This window comes from Microbacterium murale, from assembly GCF_014635185.1.
Classification (GTDB): Bacteria; Actinomycetota; Actinomycetes; order Actinomycetales; family Microbacteriaceae; genus Microbacterium; species Microbacterium murale.
In genome coordinates this window covers 192,706-213,771 of sequence record NZ_BMCM01000005.1, presented here as the reverse complement: position 1 = coordinate 213,771, position 21,066 = coordinate 192,706, and the positions used below count along the sequence as shown (strand labels likewise).

The following is a 21,066-nucleotide window of genomic DNA, read 5'->3' as shown; positions in this document are numbered from 1 at the left end:
ACATGATCAGACCTGACCTCTCCCTCCCGATCCCGGAGAACATCACCGCCGCCCACTTCATCGGGATCGGCGGGTCCGGGATGAGCGGACTCGCGAAGATGTTCCTGGATGCCGGCATCACGGTGTCCGGATCCGATCGGGCCGACAGCGACGCGCTGCGCTCGCTCGCCGCCGCCGGAGCCACGGTGCACGTCGGCCACGACGCTGCGCACCTCGGTGATGCCGACACGGTCGTGCACACCGGTGCGATCTGGCCGGAGAACCCCGAGTTCGTCACAGCCAAAGAGCGTGGTCTGCACGTCATCCATCGTTCGCAGGCGCTGCACTGGCTCATCGGCGGCCGCCGGTTGGTATCGGTCGCCGGCGCGCACGGCAAGACGACCTCGACCGGGATGATCGTCACCGCGCTGCAGGCGCTCGGCACGGATCCGAACTTCGTCAACGGCGGCGTGATCGAGCAGCTGGGCACATCCAGCGCGTCTGGCGCTGATGACCTCTTCGTCGTCGAGGCCGATGAGTCCGACGGCACCTTCCTGCTCTACGACACCGCGATCGCCCTGATCACGAACGTCGACCCCGACCACCTCGACCATTACGGGTCGGACGACGCGTTCCACGACGCATTCGTCCGCTTCGCCGACCGTGCGAGCGAAGCGGTCGTGATCTCCAGTGACGATCCGGGCGCGCTCCGTGTGAGGGCCGGGCTCTCGCATCGGAATGTGATCAGTTTCGGCGTCGCGCCCGATGCCGACGTCCGCCTGACCGACATCTCCACCGCGGGACCAGTGGCCGCGACCATCACACACGACGGACGCAGCGAGCGCATGCAGCTCGCGGTGCCCGGCGAGCACAACGTGATCAACGCGGCGGGAGCCGTCGCCGTGCTCCTGACGCTCGGTCATGATCTCGCCGACGCGGTGCGCGCCGTCGAGGGCTTCGCCGGAACGGTGCGCCGATTCGAGCTGCACGGCGTCGAACGCGGTGTGAGCGTGTTCGACGACTACGCGCATCACCCCACCGAGGTCAAGGCCGCGCTCGAGGCAGCACGCAGCGTCGTCGGCGACGGGCGGATCATCGCCATTCAGCAGCCGCACACGTATTCTCGTACTCAGCACATGTATCGCGAGTTCGCAGAGGTGCTCGAGACCTACGCCGACCACACCGTGATGCTCGATGTCTACGGCGCGCGGGAAGACCCCGTGCCCGGGGTCACCGGGGAGCTCGTCAGCGACGCATTCCGCGACCAGGAGCACGTGCACTACGTTATCGACTGGCAGCAGGCCGCCGACTACACGGCGACCGTGGCGCGCGAGGGCGACTACGTCATCACGCTCGGGTGCGGAAACGTGTATCTGATCATCCCGCAGGTGCTCGAATCGCTGCGGCGGACGACCGGAGCCTGATCGATGCGTCGCCCGCCCCCGCTCCCGACTCCGCCGGAGCAGGAGACGAAGCCCGCAACCGCACGCTCCTCCCGTCGCGGACGCGAGGAGGTCGACCCGGCTGACACGGGACGACCGATCGTGTCGGTCACCCGTTCAGGGGACGCACGAGCGGATGCCGTGGATGAGCAGCCCGAGTCGTCGGAGGCACTCACCGCTGGCGATGTCTGGCGCGCCGCGCGCGCCCGCCGCAAGGCACTGCGTGCGGAGATCCGCCGCTTCACCCAGCGTTCGCGGCGCAGACGACTGATCTGGCTCTGCGCCCTGGGGGCCGTGGTGCTGCTGATCGGGAGCAGCGTCGCCGCCGCATACAGTCCGCTGTTCGCCGTCGAGAAGATCACGGTCGCCGGCGCGTCGACGCTGGACGCCGCAGCCGTCGAGGCGGCGCTTGGCGATCAACTCGGCACACCGCTGGCTCTCGTCAGCGAGAGCGATGTCAAGGCGGCGCTCATCGCCTTCCCGCTGATCGAGACGTATGCGCTGGAGGCCAGGCCGCCCCATGATCTCGTGGTGAGGATCGTGGAGCGCACACCGATCGGCGTGATCGAATCGGGCGCCGGGTTCACTCTCGTGGATGCCGCGGGGGTGGCGCTCTCGACGACGGAGGACCGTCCCGACGGACAGCCGGTGATCGCCGTCGACGGCGGCATCGAATCCGATGCGTTCGAGTCGGTCGGACTCGTCATGAGGTCACTGCCCGCCGACGTGCGCGCCGTCGTCACCGATGTCTCGGCCACCACGCTCGATGACGTGACGTTGACCCTCGCAAGCGGTCTCACAGTGGTGTGGGGGAGCGCGGATCAGTCGGCGTACAAGGCCAGAGTGCTGGCGTCGACGATGGTGGCCAACCCCGCCGCTCGCGAGATCGATGTGTCCTCTCCCGACGTCGTCGTCGCTGGTTGAGCCGCGCGCGTCGCGCCTGCGCTCTGTTCTGCACGCCAAAGCAGCGACACGCCCGTGTCGTTGCGCGCGCGCGGCGCTACGGCGCATACCTTCGATCAAGAGAACGCAATACCGGGAAATACTTTACACCTCTAGTTGAGGTTTAAGGTTCACATTCGTTTCCAGGCTCAACACATCGGAGGCCGGCCATGAGCCAGAACCAGAACTACCTCGCCGTGATCAAGGTCGTCGGCGTCGGCGGTGGCGGCGTCAACGCCGTGAACCGCATGATCGATCTCGGCCTGCGCGGGGTCGAGTTCATCGCTGTCAACACCGACGCACAGGCGCTGCTCATGAGCGACGCCGACGTCAAGCTCGACGTGGGCCGTGAGCTCACCCGTGGTCTGGGCGCCGGTGCCGATCCCGAGGTCGGTCGTCGTGCCGCCGAGGATCACGCAGAGGAGATCGAACAGGCCCTCACAGGCGCCGACATGGTCTTCGTCACCGCAGGCGAGGGCGGCGGCACCGGCACCGGTGGTGCTCCGGTCGTCGCGCGCATCGCGAAGTCGATCGGTGCACTGACCATCGGTGTCGTCACCAAGCCGTTCTCGTTCGAAGGCCGCCGTCGTCAGAGCCAGGCAGAGGCCGGCGTCTCCAAGCTGAAGGAAGAGGTCGACACCCTCATCGTCGTGCCGAACGACCGACTGCTGGAGATCAGCGACCGTGGCATCTCGATGATCGAGGCGTTCGCCACGGCCGATCAGGTGCTCCTCGCCGGTGTGCAGGGCATCACCGACCTCATCACCACGCCGGGTCTCATCAACCTCGACTTCGCCGACGTCAAGTCGGTCATGCAGGGCGCCGGCTCCGCGCTGATGGGCATCGGCTCGGCGCGTGGCGCCGACCGCGCGATCAAGGCTGCTGAACTCGCGGTCGAATCCCCGCTGCTCGAAGCGTCGATCGAGGGCGCCCACGGTGTGCTGCTGTCGATCCAGGGCGGGTCGAACCTCGGCATCTTCGAGATCCACGACGCCGCCGACCTCGTCAAGGAGGCTGCGCACCCCGAGGCGAACATCATCTTCGGTACGGTCATCGACGACACCCTCGGCGACGAGGTGCGCGTCACGGTCATCGCCGCCGGCTTCGACGGCGGAGAGCCGTCGCTGCGACTCGACCCGATGGTGGTCTCGCGCCCCGCGGCGGAGACACTGCCCGAGGTGTCGCTCTCGGATGACTCGGAAGCCCCTGTCGCCGAGCAGAAGCAGAACGAGGCCCCCCAGCAGCCCGCACCGCGCATCGCGGCGACGAGCCTGGAGCCGGCGTTCGCCGACGATGACATCGACATCCCCGAGTTCCTGAAGTAAGGCCCTCTTGTCCGACCTCGCTGCGCGGCTGTCCGCGATCGATTCGCAGATCGCGGACGCCGCGCGCACCGCAGGCCGGGATGCGGCGGACATCACCCGAATCGTGGTGACGAAGTTCCATCCGGCGTCCCTCGTGCGTGAGCTGCATGCGCTCGGTGTGCGTGACGTCGGCGAGAACCGTCAGCAGGAGCTCGAGGCGAAGAGAGCGGAGCTGGAGACCGACTCGTCGCAGGATGCGCCGGCGCTCGACGGCCTGCGCTGGCACTTCATCGGGCAGGCGCAGACGAACAAGGCCGCCTCCATCCGGCGGAACGCGGATGCCGTGCACTCGGTCGACCGCATCAAGCTCGCCGATTCACTGCACAGAGTCGCTGGGGACGCGCAACAGGACGTCCTCGACGTGCTCGTGCAGGTCAACCTGACCGACGACCCCGGACGTGGCGGTGTCGCCCCCGACGAGGCGCAGCGGCTCGCAGAGCACATCCTCACCCTGCCGTCTCTGCGGTTGCGCGGCGTCATGGGCGTCGCCCCGCTCGATGAGGCACCCGCGTCCGCGTTCGCGCGGCTGCACGGCGTCGCAGACGGCATCCGCTCGCTCGACGCGAGTGCCACATGGATCTCCGCCGGCATGACCGGCGACTTCGCCGAGGCGATCGCTGCAGGTGCGACACACCTGCGGATCGGCTCCGCAATCACAGGACCCCGGCCCGACCGGGGTTAACCTCGAAACAGATCAGCCCACGTCGAACACGGAGGACACGATGGGAAACCCGCTCAAGAAGACCATGGTGTACCTGGGACTCGCCGATGAGGAAGAGGCCTACGAAGAGCAGCTCGCCCCGGCGCCTGCTCGCGCACATCGTGAGCGTGATCGCGACCGCGACCATGAAGAAGCCGCACCAGCACCGGTGACGCCGCTGCGTCGTCCGGTGGCAGTGCGTCAGCCTGCAGCCGGCACGGTCAACGAGATCCTCACCGTGCACCCCAAGCAGTACCGGGACGCGCAGCTGATCGCCGAGAACTTCCGCGAGGGCGTGCCGGTCATCATCAACCTGTCGCAGATGAGTGATGCCGATGCACGTCGTCTGATCGACTTCGCCAGTGGCCTCTCCCTCGGCCTGTACGGCCGTATCGAGCGCGTCACCAGCAAGGTGTTCCTGCTGTCGCCGGAGAACATCGCGGTGTCGGGTCATGGTGGTATCGCGAGCGCAGATCCGGAGTCTGCGGGCTTCGATCAGTCCTGAGCCGTGACCGCACTGGTCTCGGTGGTCGCATCGATCATTCACCTGGTCCTGCTGATCTACATCTTCGTGCTCTTCGCACGGCTGATCCTCGATTACATTCCGCTGTTCAATCGTGAGTGGCGCCCCAAGGGCGGCGGTCTGATCGCAGCGGAACTCGTGTACACGGTCACCGACCCTCCGATCCGACTGTTCCGGCGCTTCATCCCTCCGCTGCGCATCGGGACGCTCTCGTTGGATTTCGGCTTCACGTTCACCATGCTCGCCGTCCTGATCCTGATGGCGATCGTGCGCGCGTTCATCTGAGTCGTGCACCCGACCGTGGGCACCGCTGCCCACCCCTCATATCGCATCACCTGCGAGCGAGGACTATGCTTGCTCGAGGTGCGCGCCCCGGGTACGCGCCGGATCAATACCGAGCCACACTTCAGTCCCTGGCAACAGAACTCATCGAAAGAGGAGCCGAGAAAATGGCACTGACCCCGGATGACGTCGTCACCAAGCAGTTCCAGCACGTCCGTTTCAAGGACGGCTTCGACCCGGACGAGGTCGATGACTTCCTCGACGAGATCGTCGTCGAGTGGCGCAAGGCCCTCGAAGAGAATGCAGAGCTGAAGACGAAGCTCGCGGCCTACGAGTCCGGCGAGACCCCGGCTGCTCCGGCAGCTGAAGAGGCTCCCGCTGTCGTCGAAGAGGTTCCCGCCCCCGTGGCTGCAACCCCCGCTCCCGCCATCGAGGTGCCGGAGACCGCCGCAGTCGCCGCGGGTTCGACCACGGCTACCGCGGGCATCATCGAGCTGGCCCAGCGCCTGCACGACGAGCACGTCGCCGAGGGCGAGGCCAAGAAGAGCCAGCTGATCTCGGAGGCGCAGACCGAGGTCGACCGCATCCGTGCCGACGCTCAGGCGAAGGAACGCGAAGAGTCCGCCCGCCTCGAGCGCGAGCGCAACACTCTCGAAGCGCGCATCACCGAACTGCGCAACTTCGAGCGCGACTACCGCACTCAGCTGCGCGGCTACATCGAGGGTCAGCTCCGCGATCTCGACGAGAAGTCGGCATCGACGGACTCGACCCCGGTCTCCGCGATCGGGCTCTAGGTCGTCCCTTTGCCAGGACGTCGTCCACTCAGTCGGTCGGCGGCCGGCATCATCGTCGCGATTCTCGCGGCCCTGGTGCTGGCCGCCGATCAGTTTGTGAAGCACCTCACGATCGAGAACCTTCCTCTGCACGAGGTGGTCCCGGTTCTCGGCGAGTTCCTGCAGCTGTACTACATCCGTAACTCTGGTGCCGCGTTCTCGCTCGGCAGTGAAGTGACGTGGATCTTCACGATCGCGCTCACCGTCGTCGCCGGCATCATCATCTGGAAGTCGTTCGGCCTGCGTTCACGGCTGTGGGCAGTGGTGCTCGGTCTGCTCCTCGGTGGCGTGCTCGGCAACCTCACCGACCGGCTGCTGCGCGAACCCGGCTTCGCCGTCGGACACGTCGTCGACATGATCTCGATGCCGTGGATGATGCCGGCGATCTTCAACGTCGCCGACATCTTCATCGTGTGCGGCATGATCGCCGTCGCGCTGCTCGTCGTGCTCGGTCTGCGTTTCGACGGCACGCGCGAGAAGGACGACGTCGCACCGGATGCTGACGCGGACGCGACCGATTCAGACGTCGGTGCCGACGCCGCGAAGACGTCCGCACCGATCGACGCCGAGCCCGAACAGGCCAACTGAGGATGCAGTCCCGGTCGTTGCCGGTGCCAGACGGCCTCGAGGGCGCTCGCGTCGATGCCGCACTCGCGAAGATGCTCGGGTTCTCGCGCACTTTCGCTGCGGAGGTCGCTGAAGCGGGTGGGGTGAGCCTCGACGGCGTGACGCTGGGGAAATCCGATCGGCTTCATGCCGGCGGGTGGCTCAGCGTGGACTGGCAGCCCAAAGAGGAGCCGAAGATTGTTCCGGTCGTGGTGCCCGATCTGGGGATCATCCACGACGATGACGACATCGTCGTGGTGGACAAGCCGTCAGGCGTCGCTGCTCACCCGTCACAGGGGTGGGACGGTCCGACTGTGCTCGGAGCACTCGCGGGTGCCGGATTCCGGATCGCCACCAGCGGCGCGGCGGAACGCGCCGGCATAGTTCATCGTCTGGATGTCGGCACGAGCGGCCTGATGGTGGTCGCGAAGACCGAGTCCGCCTACACGGCGCTGAAGCATGCCTTCAAGGAGCGAACCGTCGAGAAGGTCTACCATGCCGTCGTGCAGGGGCATCCCGACCCGCTCGCAGGGACGATCGATGCACCGATCGGGCGGCATCCGAATCACTCGTGGAAGTTCGCCGTCACGCCGACAGGCAAGGATTCGGTCACGCACTACGAGACGCTCGAGGCGTTTCCAGGGGCCTCGTTGCTCGAGATTCATCTCGAGACTGGGCGCACGCATCAGATCCGCGTGCACATGGCCGCGCACCGGCATCCGTGCGTCGGCGATCCTCTCTATGGGGCGGACCCGACGATCTCCGCACGGCTGGGACTCACCCGGCAATGGCTGCACGCGCACCGGCTCGGGTTCACGCACCCGGCGACGGGGGAGTGGGTGCAGTTCGAATCGCCGTACCCCGCCGATTTCGTGCACGCACTGGATATTCTGCGCGGGGACTGATTCTGGATCGTCCTGACAGGCCGGTTTAGTCAGGTCAGAGCGTGCTCGCCCGAGCGGCCTCGACCACGGCGTCGAGCGTGCGGCTGAGGAACACGACGAGTTCGGTGTCGTCCACGCTCTCCTGTGTGGCGAGGGTGACGAGCACCTCTTCCGTGAACGACACCCAGGCACGCAGCGCGATCGTGAGCGCTCGCGTGTCGGGGATGCCGAGCTCGGAGAGTGCGTCATGGAGGTGCTCGGCGTTGATCTCGCGAGATTCGTCGACGAGCTCTCGCACCGTCTGATCACCGCTGGCGATGCCGCGGACGAGCGAGATGAATGTTCCACGATGCTCGCGCACGAAAGCGGCGAATCGCAGCAGAGTGTCCTCGATGCGCTCTCGCGGGGGCAGTTCGGGTCGAGGCGCCGTGGCCTGCAGCATGGCGTCTCGCGCGGTCAGCACGACGGCGCGATGCATGCCCTGGCGGGTGTCGAAGTAGTGGAAGAGCAGCGCACGCGACACGCCGGCCCGACGTGCAAGTTCATCGATCGTGAGTTCGTCGAGCGGATGGTCGGCGAGGAAGTTCACGCCGAGGGCGATCAGCTGAGCCCGGCGTTCGTCTGGCGTCAGTCGGCTGCGGCGATCGTCGGGCATGGGGCCAGCCTATCCGTCGGTGATACGGCGCGATCGGTATTGACTCTGAGTCAATGGTGGTTATGCTCGAACAGATGTCGTCGAAGGTGACGGCTCCGAATCTGGAGGATCGATGAAGTTCCCATCTCTCACCAAGTCCCACGCCGGCCGCGTCACTCTCGCAGCGGTTCCTGTCGGAGTCGTCGCTGCGCTGCTGCTCGGCGGCGTCGCGCAAGGAGCGGTTCCGGTCTCGTTCGCCGTGTCTGGCAGTCAGTTCCAGATCGGCGCCAGTCAGCTCGAGGGCACCGGGTTCTCCCAGTACGCGGGCGTCGCGACCGATTCCGAAGGCGGCGAGCACACCGTCGCCATCGCGAACATCAAGAGCGCGACGCTGTCGGATCTGTGCCAGTCGGTGATCACCGAGACTCCCCTCGGTACGGTCGGTGTGCTGATCAAGGCCGGTGGCGGCGGCAATCCCGCGTCTGCCTCCGATCTGCAGATCGGCATGACGGGTCTCAAGGGCGACGCCACCTTCGGCAACATCCGCATCGGTGTGGATGCCTCGACGGTGAACACCGATGCCAAGGGCTCGGCGGGCGACTTCGCCCAGGACTCAGACACAGTGTCGATCAGCAATCTGCAGCAGACGGCATGGAGCACACAGGCTTCGGTGTTCACCTTGACCGGCATGACGCTTGAGTTGACGGACGGATCCGAGGCATGCTTCTGAGCGTGAAGCGACAGGACGAGACCCGCGGCAACGAGCCCGAGCGCACACGCAAGAGTGCGGCCGCGCGGCCGAAGAGCCGACGCTTCCGGGTGTGGCGGCAGGAGCGTCCGTTCGTGGGCGGTGTTCTGATCGCGATCGCCGGCGTCGAGATGTTCTTCTCCGGGCAGCTCGACATCGGGCACCTGCACGTGCAGCTGGGCATCGAGGGGCTGCAGGCCACGGTGATCCCCGTGATGCTGGTGCTTCTCGGAGTTCTGGCCATCGTGATGCCGGCGCACCACATCTTCTACGGAGTGATCGCGCTCGCGGTCGGGATCTATGCGATCATCGGCGTCAATCTGGGTGGCTTCCTGATCGGCACGATCCTCGCGTGCATCGGCGGAGTGCTCGTGGTGGCGTGGATGACGCCGGATGCGCGAGCGCGAGCGAAGGAAAGGGCTCAGCGACTGAGCGAGGACGACGTGCAGAATGCGGAATCCGCATCGGGGGAGAGCGCGTGATCTCTCGCCGACTGCGAGTGGTCGGAATGCTCGCCGCTCTCGCGGTCGCCGCGCCGCTCGTCGCGGGTGCTGCGCCCTCGCCGCGTCACACGGGGTTCTGCGACTCATTCATGTCGTTCCTGTGTCCGAAGCCGACCCCGACAGAGCCGGCAGCGCCTGTCGATCCGACGGCGCCGGTCGATCCGGCCGTCCCCGATCCGTCGGCACCGGATCCGGTCGATCCGGATGCCGTGCTCCCGGAGGATCCCGCGACGCCGCCCGCATCGACCGAGCCGGTGCCTGCGCCAGTCGATGACGCGGCTCCGATCTTCACCGGCACGCCGGCGGCCATGCGCGCAGGCGGGCTGTCCTTCACCGGGCTGAAGGGGATCAGCATCGTCAGCGTCCCCACAGTGGACGGCGGATCCGTGCGCGCGCTCAAGATCAGTGCGGACTCCATCACCATCACCGGCTTCTCGCTGACCGTTCGCCCACCGGACCACGACGGGCTCGTCACGAACGCCGACACCATGGAGCTCGCAGGCGACGTGTCCGTGTATCTCGGCTCGGTGTCGGCGTCTTCGATGGGCGGAGCACCGCTGACGATCGGAACGGACACGCCGCCGCCGCTGGATGACGTGGCTCCCGGTCTGCTGGACGTGACGATGGGTCTCGTCGGCAGCACAGCGGACTCGATCCACTACACGAACACCGACCAGCGGATCGTCGCGGCCGAATAGCACCGGCGGCCGCTGCCCGTGGCGGATGTCGGCGGCATCCGCCACACTGTCGGCATGAGCATCGAGGTGCGGCCGGCGACGGTCTTCGACGACGTCGCGACGATCGTCGGCCCGAAGAAACCGACATCGAACGTGTGCTTCTGCCTGAGCTACCGACTGGGCTCGAAGGAGAACAACGAGCTGAAGGGGCCGGAGCGCGCGAATCGCGTGAAGGAGCTCTGCCGACAGGACCCAGCCCCAGGCGTCATCGCCTATCTCGATGACGAGCCTGTCGGATGGGCGGCGGTGCATCCGCGTCGCGACACGAGTTTCGCGACGAACAGACGGATCCCGCATGTCGACGATCTCGACGTCTGGTCCCTGTGGTGCGTCCGGGTACGACCGGGGTACCGCAAGCAGGGGATCATGCACGCCCTTGTGGACGGTGCCGTCTCCTACGCCAGAGAGCGCGGTGCCCCGGCCGTCGAGGCGTATCCCGTCGACAACGGGGGTGAGAAGGTCGACCTGACGATGGCGTACGTAGGGACGAAGGCGCTGTTCGAGAAGGCGGGCTTCGTCCAGGCATCCGAGACGTCATCCGTTCTGAACGGATTCCCGCGCGTTCTGATGCGGCTCGCCCTGACGTGATCGATGGTGCAGCGGGAGCGGAGAACGCCATATCAAAATGCCGACGTCGGCGCCCCGACGTAGACTCGAACACGTGGCATCCGACTCCTTCGTACACCTGCACGTGCACAGCGAGTACTCGATGCTGGATGGTGCTGCCAAGATCAACTCGATGACGCAGGCGGCTGCCGATTACGGTATGCCGGCCATCGCCGTCACCGATCACGGCAACACCTTCGCGGCCTTCGAGTTCTACAACGCGGCCAACAACGCTGGCGTGAAACCGATCATCGGCCTCGAGGCCTACGTCACCCCTGGAACGCACCGCAGCGACAAGTCGCGCGTGGCGTGGGGGTCTCCGGATCAGAAGCGCGACGACGTCTCAGGCTCCGGTGCGTACACCCACATGACCATGTGGAGCCAGAGCACCGAGGGCATGCACAACCTCTTCCGACTGAGCTCGCTGTCCAGCCTCGAAGGCCAGTACTTCAAGCCCCGCATGGACCGCGAGCTGCTGCAGACGTACGGCAGGGGGCTCATCGCCACGACGGGGTGCCCGTCCGGCGAGATCCAGACACGCCTGCGCCTCGGACAGTACGATGCCGCGCGCGCGGCCGCAGCCGAGTTCCAGGACATCTTCGGCAAGGAGAACTACTTCGCCGAGATCATGGATCATGGCCTCTCGATCGAGCGCCGGATCATGACCGACCTGCTGCGGCTGGCCAAAGATCTCGGCATCCCCCTGGTCGGAACGAACGACTCGCACTACACGCACCAGCACGAGGCCGATGCCCACGCTGCACTGCTGTGCGTGCAGTCCGGGTCGACCATGGACGACCCCAACCGTTTCAAGTTCGACGGCGACGGGTACTACATCAAGACCGCGCAGGAGATGCGCCAGCTCTTCCGCGACAACCCTGAGGCGTGCGACAACACCCTGCTGATCGCCGAGCGCTGCCAGGTCGACTTCAACACGTCCGCCAACTACATGCCGCGCTTCCCCGTCCCGGACGGCGAGACCGAGGACAGCTGGCTCATCAAAGAGGTCGAGGCGGGGCTGCACTACCGCTACCCGTCCGGCATCCCCGACAATGTGCGCAAGCGCGCCGAGTACGAGACCGGCATCATCCTGCAGATGGGTTTCCCCGGCTACTTCCTCGTGGTCGCCGACTTCATCAACTGGGCCAAGGACAACGGCATCCGCGTCGGACCAGGCCGTGGTTCCGGTGCCGGATCCATGGTCGCCTACGCGATGAAGATCACCGACCTCGATCCGATCGAGCACGGCCTCATCTTCGAGCGGTTCCTCAACCCAGACCGCGTCTCGATGCCCGACTTCGACGTCGACTTCGATGATCGTCGTCGCGGCGAGGTCATCGACTACGTCACCGAGAAGTACGGCTCGGAGCGCGTCGCGCAGATCGTCACGTACGGCACGATCAAGTCCAAGCAGGCGTTGAAGGATGCCGGGCGCGTGCTCGGTTTCCCGTTCAGCATGGGGGAGCGCCTGACCAAGGCGATGCCGCCGCCCGTGATGGGAAAGGACATGCCGCTGGACGGCATGTTCGACGCGAAGCATCCGCGATTCAAGGAAGCCAGCGAGTTCCGCACTCTGATCGAGACCGACCCGGAGGCGAAGACGGTCTTCGACCGCGCCGTCGGGCTGGAAGGGCTGAAGCGCCAGTGGGGCGTGCACGCCGCAGGCGTGATCATGTCGAGCGAGCCGCTGCTCGACATCGTGCCGATCATGCGCCGTGAGCAGGACGGCCAGATCGTCACGCAGTTCGACTACCCGTCGTGCGAGAGCCTCGGCCTGATCAAGATGGACTTCCTGGGGTTGCGCAACCTCACGATCATCTCGGACGCCCTCGACAACATCCGCACCAACCGTGGCGAGGAGGTCGATCTCGAGCATCTCGAGCTCGACGATCAGGGCGCCTACGATCTGCTCGCCCGCGGAGACTCCCTCGGTGTGTTCCAGCTCGACGGCGGTCCGATGCGCTCACTGATGCGCCTGATGAAGCCCGACAACTTCGGTGACATCTCGGCGCTCATCGCGCTGTACCGTCCGGGTCCCATGGGCGCGAACTCGCACACGAACTACGCGCTGCGCAAGAACGGGCTGCAGCCGATCACCCCGATCCATTCGGAGTTCACTGAGTCACTCGCCGAGATCCTCGAAGAGTCGTACGGCCTCATCATCTACCAGGAGCAGGTGATGGCGATCGCGCAGAAGGTCGCCGGATTCTCCCTCGGACAGGCAGACATCCTCCGCCGCGCGATGGGAAAGAAGAAGAAGTCGGAGCTGGACAAGCAGTTCGAGGGCTTCCAGTCGGGTATGCATGCCAACGGATACTCGGACGGCGCGGTGAACGCGATCTGGGAGATCCTGCTGCCGTTCTCCGACTACGCCTTCAACAAGGCGCACTCCGCCGCGTACGGCGTGGTCTCATACTGGACCGCCTATCTCAAGGCGCACTATCCGGCCGAGTACATGGCGGCGCTGCTCACCAGCGTCGGCGACTCCAAGGACAAGATGGCGATCTACCTCAATGAGTGCCGCCGCATGGGCATCCAGGTGCTGCCGCCCGACGTCCGAGAGTCGATCAACTTCTTCGCGGCCGTCGGCGACGACATCCGGTTCGGCCTCGGCGCCGTCCGCAACGTCGGCAGCAATGTCGTCGACGGCATCGTCCAGGCGCGCGAGAAGGAGAGCTTCGATTCCTTCCACGACTTCCTCAAGAAGGTTCCGCTGCACGTCTCGAACAAGCGGACCGTCGAATCGCTGATCAAGGCGGGCGCGTTCGACTCGATGGGCGACACCCGTCGTGCGCTCATGGAGATCCACGAGGATGCCGTGGAAGCAGCCGTCGGTCAGAAGCGGAACGAGGCGCAGGGCGCCATCGGATTCGATTTCGACAGTCTGTACGATGCGGTGGAAGAGACCGTTCCCGCGAAGGTTCCAGGTCGCCCGGAATGGGTCAAGAAGGACAAGCTCGCCTTCGAACGCGAGATGCTCGGCCTGTACGTGTCCGACCATCCGCTCGCCGGGCTCGAGGTGCCGCTCGCGAAGCACGCCTCGATCTCGATCAGCAACCTGCTCGCGTCGGAAGACCTGCAGGACGGCGACCAGGTCACGGTGGCGGGCCTCGTGACCAGCGTGCAGCATCGTGTGGCGAAGGCCAGCGGCAATCCGTACGGCATGATCACGGTCGAGGACTTCAACGGCGAGGTCACCGTGATGTTCATGGGCAAGACCTACACCGAGTTCCAGCACACTCTGCAGCAGGATGCGATCCTCGCCGTGCGCGGGCGGGTGTCGCGTCGCGATGACGGACTCAACCTGCACGCGCAGTCGGCGTTCTCGCCCGACGTCGGGTCGTTCGACACCGCAGGGCCTCTCGCTCTGGTGCTCGCAGAGCAGCGCGCGACCGAACGGGTGATGAACGACCTCGCCGAGGTGCTGCGTCGCCATAACGGTGAGACCGAGGTGCTGTTGAGGGTGCATCGAGGAACCACGGCGAAGGTGTTCGAAGTGCCGATGCCGGTGAAGGTCTCCGCCGATCTGTTCGGTGACCTGAAGTCGCTTCTCGGCCCCGCCTGCCTGGGCTGAATGGGCAGATCTGCACCATGCGCCGCCCCGATGCAGCAGGTAGTATCGGGACGCGTTGGGCGCACACGATCAGCCCGAGTGCGCCACGTTGAAAGGACCACGCTTCATGAGCACGGAATCCCCCCTTCCCGGCGACCCGGAGCCGTTCAGCGACCCGGAGAGTCTCGCCGACGCGGCGCCGTTGGCAGAAGACGACGGTGTGCTCTACGACGATGAGGTCGCACCGCAACCCGGCATCCTCGGGTTCACATTGCGGGAGCTGCTCATCGTCGGCGTATGGCTCGTCGCGTTCGTGACGTCGTTCTTCCCCGTGTACGCCCATGCCGGCGGCGCTTCGCTGTGGGGACAGGGAATCCAGTGGGTTCTCGCGCTGGGGCTGCCCACCGCGGCCGTCTTCCTGATCGTTCTCCGCCGCTTCTCACCGGACGGCATTCGCAGGGTCGGCTCGCTCGGGATCGACCAGTTCGCGTCCGTCGCTTTCTCGGTCAGCGCTCTCTACTGGGCGACCGTCAACTGGGACCTCGCCGCGGTCTCGGCGGCCACAGACGAGTTCGCGTTGACATGGCTCACGATCGTTCAGTTCGTCGCTGCGCTCGCACTCGTCGTGATCACGGTCTTCGCACCGCTCATCCCCGGACTGCGCGATGACTTCCACGGACGTCTGGTCACGCTCGCGCACCGCAACGCCAACCCGGTCCGCCCCGTGATCGCCCGCCCGCGCCCCGAGAAGCCCGCTCCCGCGCCGCAGGAGTCGCCGGTCACCGATCCCGAACTGTCCGGTGAGCACACGACCGACGAGATCGCGGATCTCGGGCTGGGCGACCGCGTGTCGTCCACGGCGCACGCGTCAAGTCGCGACCTCGGCGCCACGCCGGGGGCCGGAGCCGAGATCGGTCTCGGAACCACCGTCGGCGCCGACGACAGCGACTACCTTCCCGCCTATGCGCGGACGTCGCGACGGCAGTTCAACCCTGACCACGAGCAGGATGCCGTCGCCGCAGACCTTGCGGAAGAATCCGAGTCGACTCGCTCAGAGGTTGCCGAGCCCGCACCGGTCGATGACCGGACGGGTGTCATCGAAGACCTCGACGCGACGGCACCGCGTGAGGTCGCGGCTCCGGCGGCGACCTCGACGGAAGCACCCGTCGAGGAAACAGTCGAGCCCGCATCTTCGCAGCCGTTCTGGGCGCTCGCCCCGACCGAGCGCGACGTCGTGGATGAGCGCGGTGAGCCGCTGTTCCGCGTCGGTCCGACCGCATGGGCGCTGGTGATCGAAGACCGGGGCGGAGCGTTCGTGATCCGACACGACGACGGCCGGATCGGCTACCTGCACGACATCGCAGACATCACGAAGGGCTGAAGTGCGAACGATCGATCTGCGAGGGCAGAAGCTCTCGCCGGCAGCCATGCTCGCGGCTGTGCCCAGGGCCGCCCAGGCCAGAGCCGAAGCGCTCGAGACCGCGGCGCGGATCGTCGACGACGTCCGCGGACGCGGTGAGGATGCTCTGCGGGAACAGGCCGAGCGGTTCGACAGGGTCACCGACCACGCGATCCGCGTCCCGGCCGAGCACATCGCCGAGGCGCTCGCTTCCGTCGATCCCGTCGTGCGCGCGGCGTTGGAGGAAGCGATCCTCCGTGTGCGCCAGGGCTCCGCGGCGCAGGTGCCAGCTTCTCGGACCACGGCCATCGGCCCCGGCGCGCAGATCGTCCAGCGCTGGCAGCCTGTCACCAGGGCGGGCGTCTACATTCCGGGCGGCAAGGCCCCGCTCGCATCGAGCGTCGTCATGAACGTCGTCCCCGCCCAGGTCGCGGGTGTCACGAGCATCGCACTCGCATCCCCGCCGCAGCCCGACGGGCGGGTGCACCCGACGATCCTCGCCGCCGCCGGCCTCCTCGGCATCTCAGAGGTGTATGCGATCGGCGGAGCCGGGGCGATCGGCGCCCTCGCCTGGGGAGTGGCCGCGATCGGCCTCGACCCCGTCGACGTCGTCTCAGGACCAGGTAACAACTATGTCGCCTCGGCGAAGCGCGCCGTCGCCGGCGTCGTCGGCACGGACTCGGAGGCAGGCGCGACCGAGATACTGATCGTCGCAGACGCCGTGGCCGATGCACGCCTGATCGCCGCAGACCTCGTGAGTCAGGCCGAGCACGACGAGCAGGCCTCTGCCGTTCTCGTGACCGATGACCCGGCGCTGGCGGAGCGCGTCGCCGCCGAGGTCGAGCAGATCGCCGCAGGCACGAAACACAGCGAGCGCGTCGGCGTCTCACTCGCCGGACCGCAGTCGGCGATCGTCCTGGTCGATGACCGCGCGATGGCGACGTCCTTCAGCAACGCGTACGCCCCCGAGCACCTCGAACTGCACCTGTCAGATGCCGAGGCCGCGGCATCCGCCTTCACCAGCGCCGGTGCCGTCTTCGTCGGCGATCAGACGCCGGTGAGTCTTGGCGACTACATGGCCGGCAGCAACCACGTACTGCCCACGGGCGGTCAGGCGCGCTATGCGCCGGGGCTCGGCGCGTACACGTTCCTGCGTCCGCAGCAGGTGATCTCGTACGACCACGCCGCCCTCGCCGCAGTGCGCGCGGGCGTCGTCGCGCTCGCGAATGCCGAGGTGCTGCCCGCTCACGGCGAGGCGATCGAGGCACGCTTCCAGGGAGCGGCCGGGGGAGCGACTACGCTGTAACACCATGCACTGCCCCTTCTGCCGTCATCCGGATTCCCGTGTCATCGACTCCCGAACGAGCGACGACGGGCTCTCGATCCGCAGGCGTCGCCAGTGTCCGGAGTGCGGGGGACGATTCACCACCACCGAGACGGCCAGCCTCAACGTGATCAAGCGCTCAGGGGTCATGGAGCCGTTCAGCCGGGAGAAGGTCATTTCCGGTGTGCGCAAGGCCTGTCAGGGGCGGCCGGTGACCGAAGCCGACTTCGCGATCCTCGCGCAGCGTGTGGAGGAGGCGGTGCGCCAGACCGGCGTCTCGCAGCTCGACGCCAACGAGATCGGCCTCGCCATCCTCGGTCCCCTCCGCGATCTGGACGAGGTGGCATACCTGCGCTTCGCGAGCGTCTATCAGGCGTTCGATTCGCTGGAGGACTTCGAGAGCGCGATCAGCGACCTCCGCGCCGAGCACGCGCCGTCCGAACCGGAGTCCGTCGACCGGTAATCTGGCAGGGATGTATCCGCTGCTCTTCCGCGTCGTCCTGTCGCGCTTCGACCCCGAGTTCGCCCACCACGCCGCCATGGCGGTGATCCGCGTGCTCGGTGTTCCGCCGTTCTCGTGGATCACGCGCGCGATCGCATCGCCAGACCCGCAGCTGCAGGTTCAGGCGCTCGGCCTCACCTTCGACTCGCCGTTCGGCGTCGCCGCCGGGTTCGACAAGAATGCCGTCGGTGTGCGCGGGCTGGCCGCCCTCGGATTCGGTCACGTCGAGATCGGGACGATCACGGCCATCGCGCAGGACGGCAACCCCCGGCCGCGCCTGTTCCGTCTGGTGCCCGATCGCGCCGTGATCAACCGGATGGGCTTCAACAACGCCGGAGCGGATGCTGCGTCACGCCGCCTTGAGAAGCTCCGTCGGCGCCGCCCGAAGACCGTCATCGGCGTGAACATCGGCAAGAGCCGCGTCGTCGACGTCGCGGACGCGACCTCCGACTACGTCGCCAGCACGAAGCGACTCGCATCGTTCGCCGATTACCTGGCCGTCAACGTGTCCTCCCCGAACACGCCGGGGCTGCGCGGGCTCCAGGCGGTCGAGACGCTCGCACCGCTGCTGCGCGCGGTCAAGGCGGCCGCCGGTGCGACACCCCTGCTGGTGAAGATCGCGCCGGATCTGCCAGACGACGAGATCTCGGCGATCGCGCAGCTCGCCGTCGCCGAGGGGCTCGACGGCATCATCGCGCATAACACCACGATCAGCCGCGAGGGCCTCAAGACGGATGCTGCGATCGTCGAGGCGGCCGGTGCGGGCGGGCTCTCTGGCGCACCGCTGCGCGCACGGTCGATGGAGGTGCTGCACGTGGTTCGCGCGGCCGTTCCGAGCGATTTCTGTGTGATCTCGGTCGGCGGAGTGGAGACGGCGACAGACGTGCAGGAGCGACTGGATGCCGGCGCGACGCTCGTGCAGGGCTACACGGCGTTCCTCTACCGAGGACCGCTCTGGGCGCGTCAGATCAGCAGGGGCCTCAGGCGGGGTACTGGCCGCGCTTGACCTGCGGCTTGGGAAGGCGCATGAAACGCATCTGCAGCGCGCGCATCGCGGCGTACCAGCCGAGACCCTTCTCCATGCGGTCCTTGCCGAACTTCGCGGCGACCTTGCGCTTGACGCGGATGCCGAGCAGCACCATGTCGATCACGGCGATGACGATGAACGCCCACAGGCCGATGAACGCGAAGAACGAGAACGTCGGGTCGGGGATGAGCGAGACCAGGATGACGACCACCATCAGTGCCATGACCCATTCGGAGAGGTGCCAGCCGGCGTCGACGTAGTCGCGCACCCAACGGCGCTGCGGGCCCTTGTCGCGCGGCGGGAGGTACTTGTCCTCACCGGCGGCCATGCCGGCCTGCGCACGCTCGCGCTGCTCCCGCATCTGCAGCTTCGCTGCGGCGCGGGCCTCCTTGGTGTCGGCCACCAGCGGTCGTCGACGTGCGGCTTCCTGCTCGGCGCGGCTCGGCGTCGGGCGTCCCTTGCCGGCGACGGGCGTGTCGGCCGCGTCGTCGTTCGTCGGTGGGGTGGAAGTGGCCACGAGGCTCCTCGGATAGAAATCGGTGTTCAGCCTTAAGATTACTCGCATGACTTCACAGACGCAGAACGTCGACCCCGCGATCGAATCAGCAGTCACAGAAGCGGTGGCCATCGGTATCCCCTCCGCGCTGTCCGACCTTGGCGACCTCGTCCGGATCCCCGGCATCGCCTGGCCGTCGTTCGATCAGACGCAGCTCGAGCGCAGCGCCGAGCGCGTGGCATCGCTTGCGACCGGCACCGGCGTCTTCGACGAGGTCAGGGTGCTGCGTGCCGCGATCCCCGGCACTGACGAGCACGGTCAGCCCGCCGTGCTCGCGACGCGGGCCGCGCGCAACGGCAAACCGACGATCCTGCTCTACGCACACCACGACGTGCAGCCTCCAGGCGCCGACGAGCTGTGGGAGACGCCGCCATTCGAGCCGACGGTCCGTGACGGGCGGCTGTACGGCCGCGGCGCCGCCGATGACAAGGCCGGCATCATGGCGCACATCGCGTCACTGCGTGCGGTCGCCGAGGTGCTCGGGGACGACCTCGAACTCGGCGTCTCGTTGTTCATCGAGGGTGAGGAGGAATACGGCTCGCGCTCGTTCGCGCAGTTCCTGAGCGACAACGCCGAAGCGCTTCGTGCCGATGCGATCGTGGTCGCCGATTCCGGCAACTGGGACTCCACGACGCCCGGCCTCACCGTGTCGCTGCGCGGGAACGCACGCTTCACCCTGAAGGTGCGCACGCTCGATCACGCCTCGCACTCCGGCATGTTCGGGGGAGCGGTGCCCGACGCCATGATGGCGACGGTCCGTCTGCTCTCCACACTCTGGGACGAAGACGGGGCGGTCGCCGTCGATGGGCTCTCCGAGACCGACACCCCGACGCCCGACTACACCGAGGAAACGCTGCGGGACGAGGCTGGGCTCCTTCCCGGCACCTCGCCGATCGGGCGGGGCACCGTCCTGAGCCGGATCTGGAACAAACCCGCCATCACCGTCATCGGTATCGATGCGACCAGTGTGGCGTCAGCATCCAACACGCTGCTTCCGGAGGTGACCGTCGTCATCAGCGCACGCGTCGCGCCGGGGCAGTCGGGTCAGGACGCGTACGAGGCGCTCGAGGCGCACCTGCGCGCCCACGTGCCCTTCGGCGCCGAGCTGACCTTCTCGGACGTCGATCTCGGCGACGGGTTCCTCGTCGACACCAGCGGGTGGGCGGTGAGCCTCGCGCGTCAGGCGATGGCGGACGGCTACGGCGCCGACCCGGTCGATCTCGGGGTCGGAGGATCCATCCCGTTCATCGCCGACCTCGTGCGGGAGTTCCCTGCGGCGCAGATCCTCGTCACCGGAGTGGAGGATCCGCACGCACGTGCCCACAGCCCCAACGAGTCGCTGCACCTCGACACGTTCCGTCATGCCGTCGCGACCGAGGCGCTGCTGCTGACCCGGATGAACGAGATCACCCGCTGATCACGTTCATGACCTGATCAGCGCCCATCCGGGTGCTCGAAGGTAGAATCAGAACGAACCGCCGCCTGCACGCGCGGCCTGTCACAAGGAGCGACATGAGCGACACCACACTGACCACAGAGACCTCGACCGCACACGGCGTCACGCTGACCGATGCGGCAGCGACCAAGGTGAAGAACCTCCTCGAGCAGGAGGGGCGCGACGACCTGCGTCTGCGTGTCGCCGTGCAGCCCGGCGGATGCTCCGGCCTGATCTACCAGCTCTACTTCGACGAGCGCTACCTCGACGGTGACGAGACCGTTGATTTCGACGGTGTCGAGGTCATCGTCGACAACATGAGCGTCCCGTACCTCGACGGTGCGGCGATCGATTTCAAGGACACGATCTCCGAGCAGGGATTCACCATCGACAACCCGAATGCAGCGGGAAGCTGCGCCTGCGGAGACAGCTTCCACTGAGAGTCGGCCGTGCCCGACCTGCGTGGTTGGCATGAATCAGGTGTGAG

22 protein-coding genes are annotated in these 21,066 nt (G+C 66.8%); 20 read left to right on the top strand and 2 right to left on the bottom strand.

What is annotated here, in order from left to right; all coding sequences use genetic code 11:
- Positions 1-2: 2 nt before the first annotated feature.
- From murC to IEV67_RS15345, 9 genes are all read left to right on the top strand, one after another.
- Positions 3-1,403 carry a UDP-N-acetylmuramate--L-alanine ligase gene (murC, locus tag IEV67_RS15385; protein ID WP_188437450.1) on the top strand — a complete coding sequence of 467 codons (1,401 nt, stop codon included), beginning with the start codon at positions 3-5 and terminating at the stop codon, positions 1,401-1,403.
- 3 nt (positions 1,404-1,406) lie between these two features.
- Entirely contained in the window at positions 1,407-2,345 is a 939-nt protein-coding gene (locus tag IEV67_RS15380; RefSeq protein ID WP_188437449.1) for a cell division protein FtsQ/DivIB, read from the top strand.
- 188 nt (positions 2,346-2,533) lie between these two features.
- Entirely contained in the window at positions 2,534-3,688 is a 1,155-nt protein-coding gene (ftsZ, locus tag IEV67_RS15375) for a cell division protein FtsZ (RefSeq protein ID WP_188437448.1), read from the top strand.
- A gap of 7 nt (positions 3,689-3,695) precedes the next feature.
- On the top strand, positions 3,696-4,409 hold the full coding sequence (locus IEV67_RS15370; RefSeq protein ID WP_188437447.1) for a YggS family pyridoxal phosphate-dependent enzyme: 714 nt from the start codon (positions 3,696-3,698) through the stop codon (positions 4,407-4,409).
- Positions 4,410-4,449: 40 nt separating this feature from the next.
- Entirely contained in the window at positions 4,450-4,932 is a 483-nt protein-coding gene (locus tag IEV67_RS15365) for a cell division protein SepF (RefSeq protein ID WP_188437446.1), read from the top strand.
- A gap of 3 nt (positions 4,933-4,935) precedes the next feature.
- The gene (locus IEV67_RS15360) at positions 4,936-5,235 is read left to right on the top strand and encodes a YggT family protein (protein ID WP_188437445.1); all 300 of its coding nucleotides are present in this window, start codon (positions 4,936-4,938) and stop codon (positions 5,233-5,235) included.
- A gap of 164 nt (positions 5,236-5,399) precedes the next feature.
- Positions 5,400-6,026, top strand: a complete 627-nt coding sequence (locus IEV67_RS15355) for a DivIVA domain-containing protein (protein WP_188437444.1) — start codon at positions 5,400-5,402, stop codon at positions 6,024-6,026.
- Between the two features lie 9 nt (positions 6,027-6,035).
- Entirely contained in the window at positions 6,036-6,653 is a 618-nt protein-coding gene (lspA, locus tag IEV67_RS15350) for a signal peptidase II (RefSeq protein WP_188437443.1), read from the top strand.
- A gap of 2 nt (positions 6,654-6,655) precedes the next feature.
- Positions 6,656-7,576, top strand: coding sequence for an RluA family pseudouridine synthase (locus tag IEV67_RS15345; protein WP_188437442.1), 921 nt, complete (start codon positions 6,656-6,658; stop codon positions 7,574-7,576).
- Positions 7,577-7,610: 34 nt separating this feature from the next.
- Here IEV67_RS15345 and IEV67_RS15340 read toward each other — a convergent pair whose 3' ends face one another.
- On the bottom strand, positions 7,611-8,210 hold the full coding sequence (locus IEV67_RS15340; RefSeq protein WP_188437441.1) for a TetR/AcrR family transcriptional regulator: 600 nt from the start codon (positions 8,208-8,210) through the stop codon (positions 7,611-7,613).
- Between the two features lie 112 nt (positions 8,211-8,322).
- On the opposite strand from IEV67_RS15340, the gene IEV67_RS15335 reads away from it, so the two are divergent.
- The 9 genes from IEV67_RS15335 (at position 8,323) to IEV67_RS15295 (ending at position 18,567) form a co-directional block, all read left to right on the top strand.
- Positions 8,323-8,919, top strand: a complete 597-nt coding sequence (locus IEV67_RS15335; protein WP_188437440.1) for a DUF6230 family protein — start codon at positions 8,323-8,325, stop codon at positions 8,917-8,919.
- Positions 8,920-8,921: 2 nt separating this feature from the next.
- Positions 8,922-9,419: a DUF6114 domain-containing protein gene (locus IEV67_RS15330; RefSeq protein ID WP_229703184.1), complete on the top strand. Its 498-nt coding sequence runs from the start codon at positions 8,922-8,924 to the stop codon at positions 9,417-9,419.
- Positions 9,416-10,138 carry a hypothetical protein gene (locus IEV67_RS15325; RefSeq protein ID WP_188437439.1) on the top strand — a complete coding sequence of 241 codons (723 nt, stop codon included), beginning with the start codon at positions 9,416-9,418 and terminating at the stop codon, positions 10,136-10,138. The genes IEV67_RS15330 and IEV67_RS15325 overlap by 4 nt, the downstream gene beginning before the upstream one ends.
- Positions 10,139-10,192: 54 nt before the next feature.
- Positions 10,193-10,765, top strand: coding sequence for a GNAT family N-acetyltransferase (locus IEV67_RS15320; protein WP_188437438.1), 573 nt, complete (start codon positions 10,193-10,195; stop codon positions 10,763-10,765).
- A 121-nt stretch (positions 10,766-10,886) separates the two neighbouring features.
- Positions 10,887-14,357 (top strand): DNA polymerase III subunit alpha, encoded by a 3,471-nt coding sequence (gene dnaE / locus IEV67_RS15315; RefSeq protein WP_229703207.1) that lies wholly within the window; start codon positions 10,887-10,889, stop codon positions 14,355-14,357.
- A 106-nt stretch (positions 14,358-14,463) separates the two neighbouring features.
- Positions 14,464-15,717, top strand: a complete 1,254-nt coding sequence (locus tag IEV67_RS15310; RefSeq protein ID WP_229703182.1) for a hypothetical protein — start codon at positions 14,464-14,466, stop codon at positions 15,715-15,717.
- A 1-nt stretch (position 15,718) separates the two neighbouring features.
- On the top strand, positions 15,719-17,041 hold the full coding sequence (gene hisD, locus IEV67_RS15305; RefSeq protein ID WP_229703180.1) for a histidinol dehydrogenase: 1,323 nt from the start codon (positions 15,719-15,721) through the stop codon (positions 17,039-17,041).
- Positions 17,042-17,045: 4 nt separating this feature from the next.
- Positions 17,046-17,522: a transcriptional regulator NrdR gene (gene nrdR, locus IEV67_RS15300; protein ID WP_188437436.1), complete on the top strand. Its 477-nt coding sequence runs from the start codon at positions 17,046-17,048 to the stop codon at positions 17,520-17,522.
- 10 nt (positions 17,523-17,532) lie between these two features.
- A complete protein-coding gene (locus IEV67_RS15295; protein WP_188437435.1) occupies positions 17,533-18,567 on the top strand; it encodes a quinone-dependent dihydroorotate dehydrogenase in 1,035 nt (344 codons plus the stop codon).
- On the opposite strand, the gene IEV67_RS15290 is transcribed toward IEV67_RS15295, so the two are convergent.
- Positions 18,542-19,153: a DUF3043 domain-containing protein gene (locus tag IEV67_RS15290; RefSeq protein ID WP_188437434.1), complete on the bottom strand. Its 612-nt coding sequence runs from the start codon at positions 19,151-19,153 to the stop codon at positions 18,542-18,544. The two genes, IEV67_RS15295 and IEV67_RS15290, sit on opposite strands and share 26 nt — an antisense overlap.
- On the opposite strand from IEV67_RS15290, the gene IEV67_RS15285 reads away from it, so the two are divergent.
- Positions 19,152-20,561 (top strand): dipeptidase, encoded by a 1,410-nt coding sequence (locus tag IEV67_RS15285; RefSeq protein ID WP_188437433.1) that lies wholly within the window; start codon positions 19,152-19,154, stop codon positions 20,559-20,561. The genes IEV67_RS15290 and IEV67_RS15285 overlap by 2 nt on opposite strands.
- Before the next feature lie 95 nt (positions 20,562-20,656).
- The gene (gene erpA, locus IEV67_RS15280; protein WP_188437432.1) at positions 20,657-21,019 is read left to right on the top strand and encodes an iron-sulfur cluster insertion protein ErpA; all 363 of its coding nucleotides are present in this window, start codon (positions 20,657-20,659) and stop codon (positions 21,017-21,019) included.
- The last annotated feature ends 47 nt before the right edge of the window (positions 21,020-21,066 follow it).

What these genes read in the sequence shown, in the direction of transcription:
- IEV67_RS15355 (WP_188437444.1), top strand. Translation starts at nt 5,400, where the DNA reads ATGGCACTGACCCCGGATGACGTCGTCACCAAGCAGTTCCAGCACGTC.
- erpA (WP_188437432.1), top strand. Translation starts at nt 20,657, where the DNA reads ATGAGCGACACCACACTGACCACAGAGACCTCGACCGCACACGGCGTC.
- IEV67_RS15310 (WP_229703182.1), top strand. Translation starts at nt 14,464, where the DNA reads ATGAGCACGGAATCCCCCCTTCCCGGCGACCCGGAGCCGTTCAGCGAC.
- IEV67_RS15290 (WP_188437434.1), bottom strand. Translation starts at nt 19,153, where the DNA reads ATGCGAGTAATCTTAAGGCTGAACACCGATTTCTATCCGAGGAGCCTC.
- IEV67_RS15295 (WP_188437435.1), top strand. Translation starts at nt 17,533, where the DNA reads ATGTATCCGCTGCTCTTCCGCGTCGTCCTGTCGCGCTTCGACCCCGAG.
- ftsZ (WP_188437448.1), top strand. Translation starts at nt 2,534, where the DNA reads ATGAGCCAGAACCAGAACTACCTCGCCGTGATCAAGGTCGTCGGCGTC.
- IEV67_RS15285 (WP_188437433.1), top strand. Translation starts at nt 19,152, where the DNA reads ATGACTTCACAGACGCAGAACGTCGACCCCGCGATCGAATCAGCAGTC.
- murC (WP_188437450.1), top strand. Translation starts at nt 3, where the DNA reads ATGATCAGACCTGACCTCTCCCTCCCGATCCCGGAGAACATCACCGCC.
- nrdR (WP_188437436.1), top strand. Translation starts at nt 17,046, where the DNA reads ATGCACTGCCCCTTCTGCCGTCATCCGGATTCCCGTGTCATCGACTCC.
- IEV67_RS15340 (WP_188437441.1), bottom strand. Translation starts at nt 8,210, where the DNA reads ATGCCCGACGATCGCCGCAGCCGACTGACGCCAGACGAACGCCGGGCT.
- IEV67_RS15365 (WP_188437446.1), top strand. Translation starts at nt 4,450, where the DNA reads ATGGGAAACCCGCTCAAGAAGACCATGGTGTACCTGGGACTCGCCGAT.
- dnaE (WP_229703207.1), top strand. Translation starts at nt 10,887, where the DNA reads ATGCTGGATGGTGCTGCCAAGATCAACTCGATGACGCAGGCGGCTGCC.
- IEV67_RS15320 (WP_188437438.1), top strand. Translation starts at nt 10,193, where the DNA reads ATGAGCATCGAGGTGCGGCCGGCGACGGTCTTCGACGACGTCGCGACG.
- IEV67_RS15345 (WP_188437442.1), top strand. Translation starts at nt 6,656, where the DNA reads ATGCAGTCCCGGTCGTTGCCGGTGCCAGACGGCCTCGAGGGCGCTCGC.
- IEV67_RS15380 (WP_188437449.1), top strand. Translation starts at nt 1,407, where the DNA reads ATGCGTCGCCCGCCCCCGCTCCCGACTCCGCCGGAGCAGGAGACGAAG.
- IEV67_RS15335 (WP_188437440.1), top strand. Translation starts at nt 8,323, where the DNA reads ATGAAGTTCCCATCTCTCACCAAGTCCCACGCCGGCCGCGTCACTCTC.